The organism is Chryseobacterium koreense CCUG 49689 (genome assembly GCF_001045435.1).
In the GTDB taxonomy this organism is placed as follows: Bacteria; Bacteroidota; Bacteroidia; order Flavobacteriales; family Weeksellaceae; genus Kaistella; species Kaistella koreensis.
The window spans coordinates 192,511-208,503 of sequence record NZ_LFNG01000001.1; the positions used below are offsets into that span (position 1 = coordinate 192,511).

Genomic DNA, 15,993 nt, shown 5'->3' on the forward strand with positions numbered 1-15,993 from the left:
AATTATTATTTATTCCTATTATTTTTTAATTGTACAAAGTTCCCGTGTTCAAAATCGGTTGTGCCGCTTTTTCGCCACAAAGAACTACCATTAGGTTAGAAACCATCGCGGCCTTTCTTTCATCATCGAGCTCCACGATATTTTCCTGCGATAATTTTTTCAAAGCCAAATCTACCATTCCCACTGCACCTTCCACGATTTTGATTCTAGCCGCTACAATTGCAGTGGCTTGTTGTCTCTGTAGCATGGCTCCTGCAATTTCGGAGGCGTATGCAAGATGCGAGATCCTAGCTTCCTGGATGACGATTCCCGCTTTATGGAGACGCTCGGTCAATTCATTCTCCAAAATCTGGTTGATTTTTTCACCGCCTTCCCTTAGTGTAATGGGCGCATGATCATCTTCCAAGTTATCATAAGGGAAACTCATCGCCAAATGACGAACCGCCGCTTCGCTCTGCATCTTCACGAAATCGATGTAGCGCTCCACTTCAAATGCGGCTTTATAAGTATCGCCCACTTTCCACACGATTACGACTCCAATTTCAATGGGGTTTCCCATCTTGTCATTTACCTTCAAGGTTTGTCCCTGTAAGTTTTCAGAACGAAGCGAGATTTTTTGTGAACTGTAAAAAGGATTGATGAAGAATAACCCATTTTCCTTCACCGACCCCACGTATTTCCCAAAAAAAGTGAGCACGCGCGAGTGATTTGGATTAATGATCATTAAACCTTTGATGAAAAAGGCAAATGCAACAAAGCAAATAATTCCTAAAATAACGAAAGTTGCGTTTTGATCAACTCCATTTATTAAGAAATATAATCCCGCCACGAACAGCAACAAACAGATTACTAAAGCGAGATAACCCGACATTGGTTTCAAGATTTTTTCCATAATTTTACATGATTAATTGATATTATTTTGATATCATAAAGATATAACAATTTTCTTATCTGACAAAAAAAATTTCAAAAAAAAATCCTCTCCAAATAATTGGAAAGGATTTCTCTATATTTTAATTGAATTTTCTAGTAAATTCCACTATTTACAGACCGTGCAATAATTTGCAATGCCACAATCATTGCACATTTTGCAATTGGCGGCATTAAAATAGTCCGCCTCATTACAGCCATAAACTTTTGCGAAATACTCGTATGCTTTCTGACATTTTGCCGTTCCGGCGGGGATTGGAACCGTACTTTTGGTTCCGCCAGGACAAGTAAATGAAAAATCATAGCCCGGAAGTTGTGACGAAGTAGGTGCACTGACTTCTTCATCGTCTCTGCCAAAAAGGTCTTCAAAACAGCTGACATTTACCAGGGAAACGGCAAAAATAATGGACAGCAGAAAAAATACTTTTTTCATAATCTAGATTTTTAGTGTTGGTAATATTTTTATATTAAAGCAAAATTCGCTTATGGTTCTTTTTTACGCAATACCACTTTTGGGTTATTTTTTATTTCGAGAAATGATCAGCAAGCACAAAAAATCCTTTCCAAAAAATTGAAAAGGATCAGGAGTATTTTGATTTGATTGTTTCTAAAACTGCATTTCGGGAATCTCTCCCTGAACAATTAATTCCGCTTCTGTTGCTTTGATGATATCTTCCACGGAAACTCCAGGTGCTCGTTCCAAAAGTTTCAGACCGTTTTCAGTAACTTCCATGACTGCAAGATCGGAAACAATTTTTTTTACGCATCCCACTCCGGTTAATGGCAGTGTGCAACTTTTTAGAACTTTACTCTCCCCGGCTTTATTGGTATGCATCATCGCGACAATAATGTTTTTTGCAGATGCGACCAAATCCATTGCACCTCCCATTCCCTTCACCATTTTTCCCGGAATTTTCCAGCTGGCGATATCGCCCTGCTCGGAAACCTCCATGGCGCCCAGAATAGTAAGGTCAACTTTTTGGCTTCTGATCATCCCAAAACTAAATGCAGAATCGAAAAAAGACGCGCCCGGAAGTGAGGTGATGGTTTGTTTTCCTGCATTGATAAGATCGGGGTCTTCTTCGCCTTCATAAGGAAATGGACCCATTCCTAGTATTCCATTTTCACTTTGGAATTCTACGGAGAGATTTTCAGGGATATAGTTTGCGACCAAGGTGGGAATCCCGATACCCAGGTTTACGTAGTAACGGTCTTTGACTTCTTTGGAAATCCGCTGTGCGATTTGTTCTTTTGTTAACATTACTCTCCTCTTTTTCTATTGGTTACACGCTCGATTCGTTTCTCATATTTTTCTCCCTGGAAAATTCTTTGCACCATAATTCCCGGAATATGGATTTCATTGGGGTCCAGCTCGCCTGGTTCCACGAGTTCTTCCACTTCTGCAATGGTGATTTTTGCGGCTCCCGCCATGGGAAGGTTGAAATTTCTTGCGGTTCCTCTGAAGATCAAATTTCCGGTGTAGTCACCTTTCCAAGCTTTCACGATGGAGAAATCGGCATCGAAGGCATGTTCCAAAATATGCATTTTGCCATGGAATTCTTTGGTTTCTTTTCCTTCTGCGACCTCGGTTCCGTAACCTGTTGGAGTGTAGAATGCAGGGATTCCGGCTTGTGCGGCACGGCATTTTTCTGCCAAAGTTCCCTGTGGCGTGAGTTCCACTTCCATTTCGCCGGTGAGCATCTGTCTTTCGAATTCTGCGTTTTCACCTACGTAGGAAGCAATCATTTTCTTTATTTGGTGCTTTTTCAGCAATAATCCCAATCCGAAATCGTCAACTCCGGCGTTATTGGAAATGCAGGTAAGGTCTGTCAAACCTTTTTCGACCATTGCGTTGATGCAATTTTCCGGAATTCCGCAAAGTCCAAAACCGCCAAGCATGATGGTTTGTCCGTCTTTGATATCGGCGATGGCTTCTTGGGCGTTTTTTACTCTTTTATCGATCATTTTTTTGTCTGATTTTTTCGCAATTAAATTTAATGAATTTTTTGGAATTTTTGGTTTGTTGCTAAAATCTTGATTTGGTGGTGCTTCCCCGCGTGAGGGATTGCAACGGAAACCCCGCAGTAGCGTTGGATTTAGGGAAGGAACGAGGAGTTGCAGTGAAAAGCCCGACCCGAGCTGCTGGAAAATTGTGCATGGTTTTGGTAAGCGATGGAGAGGGACACGCCATGATGAGTTGAAGTGCGGAAAGCGGATTGGATGGAGTTTTCCTAAGATTGGTTGCTAAAGGGATTGCGTAGTTGTCCATCCTAACAATAACAATCCCGAGAGAAAAATTTTGCTTTGTTGTTGTGCATGAGGAAAAAATGTTTTATTTTTGCAAACCGTTAACCAACCTCTGACGAAGGACGTGAATGTTGCTTAGCTTGACCAATATTTTTTATAAAAAAATGGATTTATTAAAGTACGTACAAGACAAGTACATTACGAAAAACGAATTCCCAGAATTCAAAGCCGGTGACACCATCACTGTGTATTACGAGATTAAGGAAGGCCAGAAAACGAGAACCCAGTTCTTTAAAGGAGTGGTGATTCAGCTGAGAGGAACTGGTGCTACCAAAACTTTCACCATCAGAAAAATGAGCGGTGATGTGGGTGTAGAGAGAGTTTTCCCGATCAACATGCCTGCATTGCAGAAAATTGTGGTAGATAGAAGAGGTAAAGTGAGAAGAGCGAGAATCTACTATTTCAGAAACCTTAGAGGTAAAAAAGCGAGAATCAAAGACGCTTCTTACAAATAAGAATTCAGACAACAACAATAGAGAAACCCACCGGATTTATTTGGTGGGTTTTTCATTTTTGGAGTGCGGCAATACATTCTTCCCGAATTTCCCAGATTTTTTTCGGTGAATAAGGAATTTGGGAATTCTCTTTCAAATACCGCTCGATAAATTTCTGATGGTATTCAAACTTGAAATCGGGAATCTGCTCGGGTTGAATTTCCACCTCCTCGATCAAATCATAAACAAAGTCTTCAGGTTTTGAGTTTTTTCTGGTGAAGTCGAAAATTTCATTTTTGTACTTTAAATAATTGTGGGCTTCAGGAATTTCCAGAAGTCGATATTTCTCTAAAACGGACGATATCTTTGGCGTGTTCAAAGTGTTCATTTTAAAGATTCCTAGAAATAGCTTTATTTCTTCCACTCCGTTTTCATTTGCCAATTTTTTTAGCAGGGTATGTTTGGTGCTGCACGTTCCGCCATGATCTTTAAATACACAGAGTTCATCATTTTTGTTTTTATTTCTTCTGTAGGGCAAAATTTTAACAAAAGCTGCTGCTCCCGAAAAACCAGCAATATTCAATTCAAGAAATTGCCTGGAAACTATTCCATGTGATTTTATTTTGAAATCTAACATAAAAAAAACCGCCCAGGAAAACTGGACGGTCATAAAGTTATGAATTAAAAATTATTTTTTAATCATCAGTTTAGAAGAATAGTTCACGCCCATTCCAGAAACTTTCACCATGTAAACACCGTTTGTTAAATTCTGGGTATTTACTGCTTCAGTCGGATTGATTCTTTGGTTTGAGACCATTTTTCCTGAAGCGTCATAGATTTCTACGACCACTTTTCCGGCAATATTTTTACCAGCTTTGATGAAGAATTCATTTTTGGCTGGGTTTGGATAGATGTTCATGGCATCTTTCACCGCAGTTTCAGAAGTGGCCAAGGTGTAATCTTTACAGATGGATTGATCGTTTGGATCAACTTCGGTCCAATCTGCAACTTGGTCATTGATATTGGTTGGTGAACCTGCAGACGCATTCAGTCCTAAACCTCTTTTTGCAAACACATTGATGATCATACATTTGTCTGGTCCACCGTGTAAACCGAAAGGATCAAAATTACCAGGAGCAGTTGGAGCACCTGGAACTCCGGCAATTGCAGCTTCTGCCGCAAGAATCGCGTTTCTACCCTGGATGAATCCCGGATTGGTTGGAGTCAGTTTCAGTGCGTTGGTAACCAATTCCAATACCTTGTAGCTGCCGCTATTTTTATTGGCCATCACATTTGAAGCGTAACCATATTTTTCAACATATTTCCAATGAAGATCCCAAAGCATTGTTGCCCAAACAAATCCAATAGAGTGTACATCCGGTACGATCTGCCCCAGTGTGTTGGTGTACTCCATTCCATTGGTGTCATCGTAAGAATAGGAATTGATTGCCATATCCGGTGAATAAGGAGCAGGACGAATTCCACCACCAGTGATTGGTTCTGAAATCGCATAAGTACCAATTCCTCTAGGAACGGAAGCATTGTCTCCAGGTCTGTTTGTAAGCATTAACGCAAAGAAATCAGACCAGCCCTCTCCCATTTGTTCTTTATTTGCACTTGAACTAAGAGATCCTACAAGTCTGGTTGAAATTCCGTGACCATATTCGTGGGCCACAATTCCATTATCAAAGTCTCCATCTCTAAATTTTTGAGCAGCTGGATCATATTTCAGGGTCACATTCACAGTGGTTCCACCAGTAATGAGTCCTTTCATGTATAAACCTTCAGAATTTGGAATCAATACAGACGGAATAGTGATATTAGGGTTTGTTCCTCCCATTCCTGATGTAGGTGTAGAATCCGGCAAACTGTAGATGATCGCTCCAATGGCACCAGCGTTTTGTGCAGCCTGAACTTTTGCCTGGAATTCACATGTTCCTCTTTCAATTAATCCGATTTTTCCAGCAAGTGAGCCGGCAGGAAGTGGTGTACAGGCATCAAGTACCGGAGACAGTTTTACGTCTGCAGTAACACCTGTAGCAGTTAATGCCGGTCCAAATGTGGTGGAGATCAAAGCTTCAGTTTCTCTGTTTACAGCTTCTGCCGGTGCATTATAATAAAGTCTTTGAATTACGGATGGATTCCAAAGATACATTTGCATTCTTCCTCTGGAACCATCACCTGGCGTAGAGAAGTTCGCATTATCTGTTCCTCCTCCGTCTTGGGCTTCAGCCATTACATAGTCATTCTGAGCTCCTCCTCTTCCGAAGTTATAGGCCTGGAAGTTTTTGGCGGTTTCGGTGAATCCTAATGAATAAAAAATGTCGTGCATCTTATTATTCATGTAGAACAAGTTAGTGATAGCAGCATTCAAATTGCCATTAGTATCATTGACCACAAAAGGAAAATCAAAAAGTCTATTTGTACCTCCATCTGCATAAGCTCCCGGAGCGTTGACATTCGCTTTGTCTTCATAAGCCATCACGTTATTCCCACGGGTTGTATTGTAGGAACCAGTATACGTACCTCCAGAGATGGTGTGCCAACCGTCTGTAACAGCGTTTGGAAGAATTCCCACATCATTCCACGGATTAGTAAGCAATGCTCTATTGCCGTGGATAGGACTTTCAACCGGCAATGGGAAAACCCTGTATGTTGCATCTAAAGCAGCAGCAGCTGTGGCAACTTTTGGGGCAGAAACTTCTGAACCAGACTGATGTGCAAAATCTACTGTGAAACCTTCAGGATTGTGTGAAGAGTAATCGTGGTGATAAGCATCATGTCTAAAGCTACAAGAAATCGTCAAGTTTTCTTTACTTAAAATCTCACCGGTCACTGCATCAGCCAAAATATGCCAGTATGCACTGCTTCCTGTTTCAGGGAAAACGAACTCCTGAGCCAATCTCAAATCATTATTTTCAGTCTGAAAATAAATTGGTCTGGTTTTCACGAAAGGAGTGTCTAGATCTGCATCCTTAATCCCGAGAATGGTATAGCTGGAGCTGTTTTTAAGGTTGATCTTTGAAGCCATTTTCGTGAATACTTCCTGAGCTGGTCTCCCGGAGCTAGGAGACGAAACATTCGCATAAGTTTTGGCAAAAGCTTCAGTGAGATAGAAAATCTGGTCTTTTTTAATTAATGATTTCCCGGTAGCGTTGTAAATCGGAATTCCTTGATAAGACTGTTGGAAGTCGATTACATTTCCTTTCATCGATTCTGAATAATCAACATTGGTGATTTCAAAATCTTTCAAATCTGATTTCAGTATGCCGCTTTTTGCAGAAAGATGGCTCTGAAGAATAGATTTGAAATCTTGCGCATTGGCATTTCCGATCGAAAACAAAAAGCAAACAGCTGCTATTTTCAAAGGTAAATTTCTATTTCTCATGTATATAAATTATTTGGCTTCGAATATATAAATTATTTTGATATCTTTTGAATTTTTAACATGAAAAAAAACAAAAAAGATGCATTAATCGAAATCCGCAATATTTACCGCTGAACAGAGCGTATTCAAATGAATAAAAAATTGAAATTTCTGCGTTGTAATCTCAAGAATAAGCAATAAAAAATCCACCATTTTTCAATGGTGGACTCAATTATTAAAAAATATCCGGAATTAGTTTCCTTCCATTTTCTTTTTCAGTTCTGCCAAAGCGTCGATGTCACCAAGAGTGGTTTTTTCTTCGCCAGAAGATGCAGCCGGTTTAGATGCCGCTTCTTTGACATTTCTCTTTTCCTCGTCTCTGAAAGTTCCGGTGTGTGAAACCACTACTCTCTTGAACTCCTTATTGAACTCAATCACTTTGAAATTCGCTTCTTCACCTTTCTTGATTTTGGAACCGTCTTCTTTCTCCAACAATCTTGCAGGACAGAAAGCTTCTACTTCCACATCTTCAAACTGAACTTGGGCACCTTTGTCGAAAACCTCAGTTGCTTTTCCTGCATGAACAGTTCCTTCAGCATATTTGGTTTCGAATTTATCCCAAGGATTCTCTTGAAGTTGTTTGTGACCCAATGAAAGTCTTCTAGCAGCAGTGTCTAATTCCAGCACCACTACATCTAACTTATCACCCACTGCACAGAATTCAGATGGATGTTTGATTTTTTTGGTCCAAGAAAGATCAGAGATATAGATCAAACCATCAATTCCTTCTTCCAATTCCACGAAAACTCCGAAATTGGTGAAGTTTCTCACGGTTCCAACATGTTTAGAACCTACTGGATATTTGGTTTCGATATTTGCCCATGGATCTTGAGAAAGTTGCTTCATTCCCAAAGAAATTTTTCTGTCTTCTCTGTCCAAAGTCAATACTTCAGCTTCGATTTCATCTCCTACTTTCACGAAATCACCTGCACTTCTCAAGTGGGTTGACCAAGACATTTCAGAAACGTGTACCAATCCTTCCACACCTGGAGCAACCTCAACGAATGCACCGTAGTCAGCAAGAACTACCACTTTTCCTTTCACTTTGTCACCAACTTTCAAATCAGCTGAAAGCGCATCCCATGGATGTGGTTCCAATTGCTTCATACCCAACTGGATTCTTGTTTTCTCATCATCGAAATCAAGAATAACCACTTTCACAGTTTGTCCGTCTTCTAAGATTTCTGATGGATGGTTTACTCTAGACCAAGAAAGATCGGTAATGTGGATCAAACCGTCAACACCTCCTAAATCGATGAACACACCGTAAGAAGTAATGTTTTTCACGGTTCCTTCCAGAACCTGACCTTTTTCAAGCTGAGCGATAATTTCTTTTTTCTGGCCTTCTAAGTCTGCTTCGATCAACGCTTTGTGAGAAACCACAACGTTTTTGAATTCTGGGTTGATTTTCACCACTTTGAATTCCATTGTTTTTCCTACAAACTGATCGTAATCTTTGATAGGCTTCACGTCGATCTGAGAACCTGGCAAGAAAGCCTCGATTCCATAAACATCTACGATCATACCACCTTTGGTTCTAGATTTCACGAATCCGTTCACGATTTCACCTGTTTCGTGAAGTTCATTCACTTTATCCCAAGCTTTAAGCGTTCTTGCTTTTTTGTGGGAAAGCTGAAGCTGACCGGATTTGTCTTCTCTTCTATCCACCATCACTTCCACCTCATCACCAACAGCTAAACCTTGGTTGTAACGGAATTCGTTAAGAGAAATTACTCCTTCAGATTTAAAATTGATGTCCACGATCGCTTCTTTGTCGGTAAGTCTTACCACTTTACCAACGAGCACATCATTGTCATGCAAGTTTTTCAGAGACCCGTTATAGATTTCTTCTAGGTCGCTTTTTTCTTTTCTCGCATCGGCATCTAGACCGGACTCAAAAGAATCCCAGTCAAACTGTTCTGGAGCTACGTTTTGGTTCAAAAGAACCTCTTCTTTGTGTGTCGTTTCAGACATAAAATAAAAAATTTGTATTCCTGCTTTTTCGATGATTGGCTGAATGTGGTTTTCGAAAAATACGGAAGATGTTAATTGTTAAGGTTTTAAGCTTCGCCAAATACTCCCACAAAAAGTGGTGCAAAAATACAAGTTTTTTATCTATTGGCAATGATTTCTTGTTAATTAATGAAGATATATTTTTAGAAATAATGAAAAAAGGATTAATAATTTTCTTTGAGCCAGATATTGATATCAACACCAGAAGATCTATTGAGTTTTTTCTGAGCATGAATTTTCTATGCTTTGCCGTATTCAGAGTTACAAAAGTATATTGTTTTATATCTTTCCTAAATATAACCAAGATAAGGCAATAAATCCAAAAAAAATCTTACCGGTCTCATTTTCAAACCCAAGCGTTTTCTTATACCTTTGCAAAATGAATTTAGAATCAATCTATGAAAAACTGCAGATTCAGGACACGAACCAAATGCAGAAATCTACCTATACTGCAACAGAAAACCAAAAAGACGTTATCCTTCTCTCTCCCACAGGATCAGGCAAAACGCTGGCTTTTCTATTTCCGTTGCTTAGAAATTTAAAGAAAAACACTTCAGGAATTCAGGCAATGATCCTGGTTCCGGCAAGAGAATTGGCATTACAGATCGAACAGGTTTTTAAGCAAATGGGGACCGATTACAAAGTCACCATCTGTTACGGCGGACATGATAAAAAGATTGAAATCAACAACTTTCGGGAAGCACCTGCCTTGTTAATTGGTACACCGGGAAGAGTCGCTTATCATTTAAGAAATGAAAATTTTGACGCATCAACAATCAAAACTTTGGTTTTAGATGAGTTCGACAAAGCATTAGAACTCGGTTTTGAAGAAGACATGAATTACATTATTCAGGCTTTGGAAAACTGTTCCCAACGCATCCTTACTTCTGCGACTGCGATGGAAAAAATCCCGTCTTTTGTCGGTTTAAAAGATGAAAAAACCATTAATTTTCTTAAACTTCAGGAATCAAAACCTGATATCCAGTTGAGAAAGGTAATGACTACCCCGGAAGAAAAATTGGACACTTTATTTCATTTAATCTGTAAAATCGGAAATAAAAGGACACTCGTTTTCTGCAATCACCGCGATGCTGTGGAGCGTATTTCTGAGCTTTTAAGAGAAAAAGGAATCGAACGCGAAACCTTTCATGGTGGGATGGAACAAGACGAGCGGGAACGCGCACTGCTGAAATTCAGAAATGATTCTTCACGGATTTTGATTACCACAGATTTGGCTTCGCGCGGACTGGATGTTCCGGAGGTGGAATCGATCGTTCATTACCAGTTACCGCCGAAAGAAGATGCTTTCATTCACCGAAACGGCCGTACCGCGAGAATGAATGCGAAAGGTTTTGCCTACTTAATTATGACTGAAGACGAGAATTTTCCCTTCGTAAAAAATAATACTCCGGAAGAAAATGTTTCCGAAAGCAACCGTGTTCCCGGAAAAACGCCTTTCCAAACCATTTACATCAGCGCAGGAAAAAAAGATAAGGTAAATAAAGTGGATATTGTGGGCTATCTCATCAAAAAAGGAGAACTCAGCAAAGAAGACATCGGCATAATTGAAGTAAAAGACACCACTTCCTACGTTGCGGTTGACCGTAAAAAGGTAAAAGATTTGCTAAAAAAATTATCTACGGAAAAGCTAAAAGGCAAAAAAGTAAAAATGGAAGTTGCTTACTAGATTAATCCCAAAATTTTTTACCTTTACCATTCTAGATTTCCTTTTCTATGAAACTTAATTTACCCGATAAACTCTATTATTCCATAGGTGAAGTAGCGAAAGCGTTCAATGTAAATGCATCGCTCATTCGATATTGGGAGCAGGAATTCCCGATCATTAAACCCAAAAAAAACAAAAAAGGAAACCGGTATTTCACACCCGACGATTTGAAAAACCTGCAAATGATTTATCACCTGGTCAAAGAGAAAGGCTATACTTTGGATGGTGCCAGAATCGCTTTGACAACCAATTCCAAAATTTCTGAAACCATCACGATAATTGACCGCCTGGAATTCGTGAAGGCGGAACTTCAAAAATTAAAAGATTCCCTTGTTGAAAAGCCGGAATAGGTCTTTTCACCCATAGAAATCCGTGATTTCACCAGCTAAAAAAGCGTGTTTTTCACCTCACAATAACGGTGTTTTCACCATGTGCTGTATTGGACTTTTGAGATAAGTTTGTAAAAACCTTTTACGATGAATCTCAATTTCCAAATTTCAGCAGCCAAAAATTATTTTTTCGGATTCGCGACTTCTGGCGCGATTCTTTTCTCCGGATTGATCTATTTTAACAAAACCGAAAACAAAGCCGAATCGCAAGAAAATGCCATATCTGCGGACTATTTGGCTGTGGAGAAAGTGAAGCTAAAAAAATTCGATCCCAACAGTCTCACTGAATTGGAGTGGAAATCAATGGGTTTCTCAGATCGCCAAGTTGCCACAATCCTCAAATACAAATCTATTGTCGGAGGGAATTTCACTTCAAAACAGCAGCTGAAAAAATGTTATGCCATTTCTGATCAGAAATATGCAGAACTGGAATCTTTTATAATGCTTCCCGAGACTGCAACTTCTGCGAAGGGACCTCATCAATCAAACGCTAATGCCAGAAATTACGGTGACTATTCTTCCTACAAACCTTACAATTCAAAAAAGGAATTAAGAATTCCCGGCAAGTTTAATCCTGATGTTTTCACCGTTGATGATTTCATGAAGATGGGCTTCACGGAGAATCAGTCCATTGCAATTTTGAAGTACAGAAATTATCTCGGCGGCAGTTTTATCAGCAAAGAAAAATTCAAAGCATGTTTCATCATCAGCGACGAGAATTACAAAAAGATGGAGCCCTTTCTACTTTTGCCTGAAAAAACTCCTGAAAACTTCACCATTACCAAACCAAGTTATCAAAAAACTGATTTCAGGCCAGAAAAAGCACAAATCCCCTATCAAAACTTCGATCCAAACACGACCGATTTAGAAGGCTGGAAAAAACTGGGGTTTTCTGAAAAGCAGGCGCAAGTCATCATCAATTATCGCGATCGAAATCTGCACGGCAGCTTTAAAACTTTGGATGATATCGAGAGATGTTTTGTAATCTCCAGTGAAAAGTTTCAGGAAATGAAGCCATATATTGTCTTGAAAACTGAAAATACGTCTACGCAACAAACTTCTTCCAACACCACAAACAGCAATTTTTCTTCGAAATCCAGCGATCTAAAAACCGATTTCTCGAAAACGAATTTAAATGAAATCACCTATAAACAGCTGATCGAGTTTGGTTTTGACGAAAAATCTGCGGCAAGTTTCATTGGTTTCCGAAACAAGCTGGGTGGTTTTGTGAACAAGGAACAAATCCTGGAAACGTACAATATCGATAAAGATTTAGCACAGAAACTGGTAAATGGATCACCGTTGAACACTGACCAGGTTCAGAAATACAGTTTAATGGATGCACCGGAGTCCTGGTTGAAAAACCACCCCTATTTTAAATACTATGCAGATAAAATCATCTATTACCGGATTTCCTATACCAACGAGAACAAATTTTTCAGAACAATGAAGGTAAAACCGGAATATGAAGCCAAAATGCGACTTTACCTAAAATAAAATCAGCTCCCGAAGAAGCTGATTGTTATCAAAGTTTGAACGATTACTTTTTGATAAACTTGAAAGCCTTGTCGTCAACTTTCAACAGGTAGATGCCTGCACTTAAACCTTCCACACTGATCGAATTCTTGTTTTTAAAAGGGTTTGATTCTTGTCTCAAAATTTTTCCGGAAAGATCAAGAATAGTTGCATTCCTGATTGATGAAATTTGATTTCCGCGCAAAAACAATTGCGTTCCTGTCACCGGATTCGGATAAACATTGATATCGCTGTTTTCAGAAAGATTCACATCGGAAATGGCAAGAATCCCTATACCATCACAATAATTCACCGGATATTGAGTCCATTGTGTACTGTCAAATGTTGTCACAGGATCGTTTACAGAGGAATTTCGGTAGAGGGACTGATTTCCCAAAGTGGAAAAATTATTGACTCCGGAAATCCCTACAGCATCCACAGTAGAGGATTTGTAGCGCAGTTCAATATAATTACTTCCATCAAAAGTCATTTGCGGAGCCGCAGTTACAAATCTTGCTTCATTATTGGTGATGCAGCTGAAAGTTGACCTTGGATTTAAAACAACAAAAGTGGAATTATTTTCCACAACACCTTCCAATTCATAGGGTGCCGGGAAATAGTAGTTTGTTCCGCTATAAAACTGGATGCTTAACCTGTAATTACTTAAATTCACAGGATGGCCTGTTTTATTGGTGATTTCCAGGGCTTTGTTATCTGCAGTTCCTTCAAGATATTTGGTGATCATCAAATCTTTAGCATAAATATCTGTGTTTAAGGTCGTGGTAGAAACCAGATTACTTTCCGCAGACTCCATATAATTATTATTGTAGGCTTTAACCGTGAAATTATATGGCGTTCCCGGAGTCAGATGGTCCGCAAAAAATGAATTCCCTTTACTGTATCCAATATAGGTTCCATTTTGATATACTTTGTATCCCAAAACTGATGAATCCGATAGCGGTGTCCAACTGAGTTTTACAAAATATGCACTGGTTTGGGCAACGTTCAAGTCGGCAATTGCTTGTGGTGCGACAGTACTCGGGGTTTGATTCCAAATCAAATTCACCCATTCCGGATGATCGATAAATGGATTTCGGTTTCCCTGTACCGCATACACATTATTATTTCTTTCTATTTCCCTGGGCGAAACCGGATCCTGGTTATGCCATTGCAGAAGCATCGCGATGTACCAATCATCGTAAGCTTTTTCTTCCGTTCCGTCTAATGGACAGGTATCATTCGCCGGCGAAGTGCCATTGTTATAATTAAAGGAGTTCAATTTTCCTTCATATCTAACTACATAATAGAGAAGTGTTCTAGCGATATCACCTTTAAAGGCATTGTGCGGCTCGTAAACTCTTCCTGTATAAGGTGAATTTGGAGTAGCATTCTTTGCTTGTTTTGAGCCATTGGTAAAAGTATAATACACTTGCGACGGCGGACTTGTAACTCCTATTCCATAGGGATAATTACTTCTCAACTGGTTAATTCTAGCATCGGTTGGAATCACAAAAAACAAATCGGAATACATCGGATAGTTGCTATTGAAAGAACTTTGAGGCATCTGGTGTTCACGATTCCATCCCAATCCTTCCGCATTCGCAGAACCAATAATTTGTTGGTTAGTATAGTGATAAGCTGTAGTGCCGGTCGGATTATTTGAATAAATATCGAGTAAATAAGTAGTGTTGGAAGCATCGAAATCATAAAAATGATCGATATCGGTTTGGTTGTAAAGATTCGGCAAATCCCCGTAATGCCAATTGATATATTTCGCCGAAATAATGTCGTGAAGTTTGGTTTTCAAAGCATAACCCACCAAACCGGATGTTCCGTCGTAATACCCTGCTGGAATTTGAGAAAACCCCAAAAAAGGGATCAAAAATAGAAAATATAGAACTCTTCTCATTACTAAAGTATTTTTTCGCGGCTAAATTACAACTTAACTCTGACGAATTCCTTAAAATTAAATTAAATTTAACATAACTGGAATTATATCATATTGAAAAAATTACCTATTAAAAAATCGGCAAAATAGTTACCCTTTTTTTTCCACTTTTTGGTTATCTTTGGAGCCAAATAAAAAATATGAATAGCGAAACTCTCCAAAACCTTGATATGATTGCAAAAACCGCACGTGATTTTGCGGAAAAAAACATCCGTCCAAACATTATGGAGTGGGATGAAAGTCAGACTTTTCCGGTGGATCTTTTCCACCAATTGGGGGATATGGGTTTCATGGGAATTGTAATTCCCGAGCAATATGGTGGTTCGGGACTAAGCTATCACGAATATGTAACAATTCTGGATGAAATCTCCCAGGTTGACCCCTCAATAGGCCTTTCTTTGGCTGCACATAATTCACTTTGCACCAATCACATTTATGAATTTGGGAATGAGGAACAACGCCACAAGTGGCTTCCGCAATTGGCTTCAGGAAAAGTGATCGGCGCATGGGGATTAACTGAACACAACACGGGATCCGATTCCGGAGGAATGAGCACAACCGCAGTGAAAGATGGCGACCATTGGATTCTGAATGGCGCAAAAAATTTCATCACCCATGCGATTTCAGGAGATATTGCGGTGGTAATGACCAGAACCGCAGAAAAGGGTGCAAAAAACAACTCCACCGCTTTTGTTCTGGAAAAAGGAATGCCCGGTTTTTCTTCTGGTAAAAAAGAAAACAAATTAGGCATGCGCGCTTCGGAAACCGCAGAGCTTATATTTGATAATGTTCGCGTTCCGGATTCCCACCGTTTGGGAGAAGTCGGCGAAGGCTTCAAACAGGCCATGAAAATTCTAGACGGAGGAAGGATCTCCATCGCAGCATTGAGCCTTGGAATCGCAAAAGGTGCCTACAAAGCTGCACTGAAGTATTCTTTGGAAAGACATCAGTTCGGAAGACCAATCAATCAATTCCAGGCAATCAACTTTATGCTTGCAGACATGGCCACCGAAATCGATGCCGCGGAACTACTGATCAGAAGAGCGTCTGATTTGAAAAACGCAAAACAAAAAATGACCAAAGAAGGTGCAATGGCAAAATTATTTGCTTCAGAAGCCTGTGTGAAAATTGCCAATGACGCGGTTCAAATCTTCGGCGGATATGGTTACACCAAAGATTTTCCTGCAGAAAAATATTACAGAGACTCCAAACTTTGCACCATCGGCGAAGGAACTTCAGAAATTCAGAAATTAGTGATAGGTCGGGAAATTTCGAAATAAATAAGATTAAAATAGAAAAAAACC

General features: G+C 39.5%; 14 protein-coding genes. 5 read left to right on the forward strand and 9 right to left on the reverse strand.

Going from position 1 to position 15,993, the window contains the following annotated elements:
- Positions 1-25: 25 nt before the first annotated feature.
- From ACM44_RS00885 to ACM44_RS15555, 5 genes are all read right to left on the reverse strand, one after another.
- Positions 26-892, reverse strand: a complete 867-nt coding sequence (locus tag ACM44_RS00885) for an SPFH domain-containing protein (RefSeq protein WP_048498206.1) — start codon at positions 890-892, stop codon at positions 26-28.
- 147 nt (positions 893-1,039) lie between these two features.
- A complete protein-coding gene (locus ACM44_RS00890; RefSeq protein ID WP_048498207.1) occupies positions 1,040-1,363 on the reverse strand; it encodes a hypothetical protein in 324 nt (107 codons plus the stop codon).
- Positions 1,364-1,537: 174 nt separating this feature from the next.
- Positions 1,538-2,191, reverse strand: coding sequence for a CoA transferase subunit B (locus ACM44_RS00895; RefSeq protein ID WP_048498208.1), 654 nt, complete (start codon positions 2,189-2,191; stop codon positions 1,538-1,540).
- On the reverse strand, positions 2,191-2,895 hold the full coding sequence (locus ACM44_RS00900) for a CoA transferase subunit A (RefSeq protein ID WP_048498209.1): 705 nt from the start codon (positions 2,893-2,895) through the stop codon (positions 2,191-2,193). The genes ACM44_RS00895 and ACM44_RS00900 overlap by 1 nt, the downstream gene beginning before the upstream one ends.
- 61 nt (positions 2,896-2,956) lie before the next feature.
- The gene (locus ACM44_RS15555) at positions 2,957-3,199 is read right to left on the reverse strand and encodes a hypothetical protein (protein ID WP_048498210.1); all 243 of its coding nucleotides are present in this window, start codon (positions 3,197-3,199) and stop codon (positions 2,957-2,959) included.
- Positions 3,200-3,341: 142 nt separating this feature from the next.
- Between ACM44_RS15555 and rplS the strand changes: the two genes are divergently transcribed.
- Positions 3,342-3,692 (forward strand): 50S ribosomal protein L19, encoded by a 351-nt coding sequence (gene rplS / locus ACM44_RS00910; protein ID WP_048498292.1) that lies wholly within the window; start codon positions 3,342-3,344, stop codon positions 3,690-3,692.
- A 52-nt stretch (positions 3,693-3,744) separates the two neighbouring features.
- Here rplS and ACM44_RS00915 read toward each other — a convergent pair whose 3' ends face one another.
- The 3 genes from ACM44_RS00915 to rpsA all read right to left on the reverse strand — a co-directional run bounded on the left by ACM44_RS00915 (position 3,745) and on the right by rpsA (position 9,072).
- Entirely contained in the window at positions 3,745-4,209 is a 465-nt protein-coding gene (locus ACM44_RS00915; protein ID WP_241477121.1) for a hypothetical protein, read from the reverse strand.
- Between the two features lie 150 nt (positions 4,210-4,359).
- Positions 4,360-7,059 carry a T9SS-dependent M36 family metallopeptidase gene (locus ACM44_RS00920; RefSeq protein ID WP_048498212.1) on the reverse strand — a complete coding sequence of 900 codons (2,700 nt, stop codon included), beginning with the start codon at positions 7,057-7,059 and terminating at the stop codon, positions 4,360-4,362.
- Positions 7,060-7,290: 231 nt separating this feature from the next.
- Positions 7,291-9,072 carry a 30S ribosomal protein S1 gene (rpsA, locus tag ACM44_RS00925; protein WP_048498213.1) on the reverse strand — a complete coding sequence of 594 codons (1,782 nt, stop codon included), beginning with the start codon at positions 9,070-9,072 and terminating at the stop codon, positions 7,291-7,293.
- A 418-nt stretch (positions 9,073-9,490) separates the two neighbouring features.
- Here rpsA and ACM44_RS00935 point away from each other — a divergent pair, with 418 nt between their 5' ends.
- The 3 genes from ACM44_RS00935 (at position 9,491) to ACM44_RS00945 (ending at position 12,723) form a co-directional block, all read left to right on the forward strand.
- Entirely contained in the window at positions 9,491-10,798 is a 1,308-nt protein-coding gene (locus ACM44_RS00935; protein ID WP_048498215.1) for a DEAD/DEAH box helicase, read from the forward strand.
- Positions 10,799-10,845: 47 nt separating this feature from the next.
- Positions 10,846-11,187 (forward strand): MerR family transcriptional regulator, encoded by a 342-nt coding sequence (locus ACM44_RS00940; protein ID WP_048498216.1) that lies wholly within the window; start codon positions 10,846-10,848, stop codon positions 11,185-11,187.
- A 126-nt stretch (positions 11,188-11,313) separates the two neighbouring features.
- On the forward strand, positions 11,314-12,723 hold the full coding sequence (locus ACM44_RS00945) for a helix-hairpin-helix domain-containing protein (protein WP_048498217.1): 1,410 nt from the start codon (positions 11,314-11,316) through the stop codon (positions 12,721-12,723).
- Between the two features lie 43 nt (positions 12,724-12,766).
- Here ACM44_RS00945 and ACM44_RS00950 read toward each other — a convergent pair whose 3' ends face one another.
- Positions 12,767-14,650 carry an endonuclease gene (locus ACM44_RS00950; RefSeq protein ID WP_048498218.1) on the reverse strand — a complete coding sequence of 628 codons (1,884 nt, stop codon included), beginning with the start codon at positions 14,648-14,650 and terminating at the stop codon, positions 12,767-12,769.
- Between the two features lie 179 nt (positions 14,651-14,829).
- On the opposite strand from ACM44_RS00950, the gene ACM44_RS00955 reads away from it, so the two are divergent.
- Positions 14,830-15,969: an acyl-CoA dehydrogenase family protein gene (locus ACM44_RS00955; protein WP_048498219.1), complete on the forward strand. Its 1,140-nt coding sequence runs from the start codon at positions 14,830-14,832 to the stop codon at positions 15,967-15,969.
- Positions 15,970-15,993 lie beyond the last annotated feature (24 nt).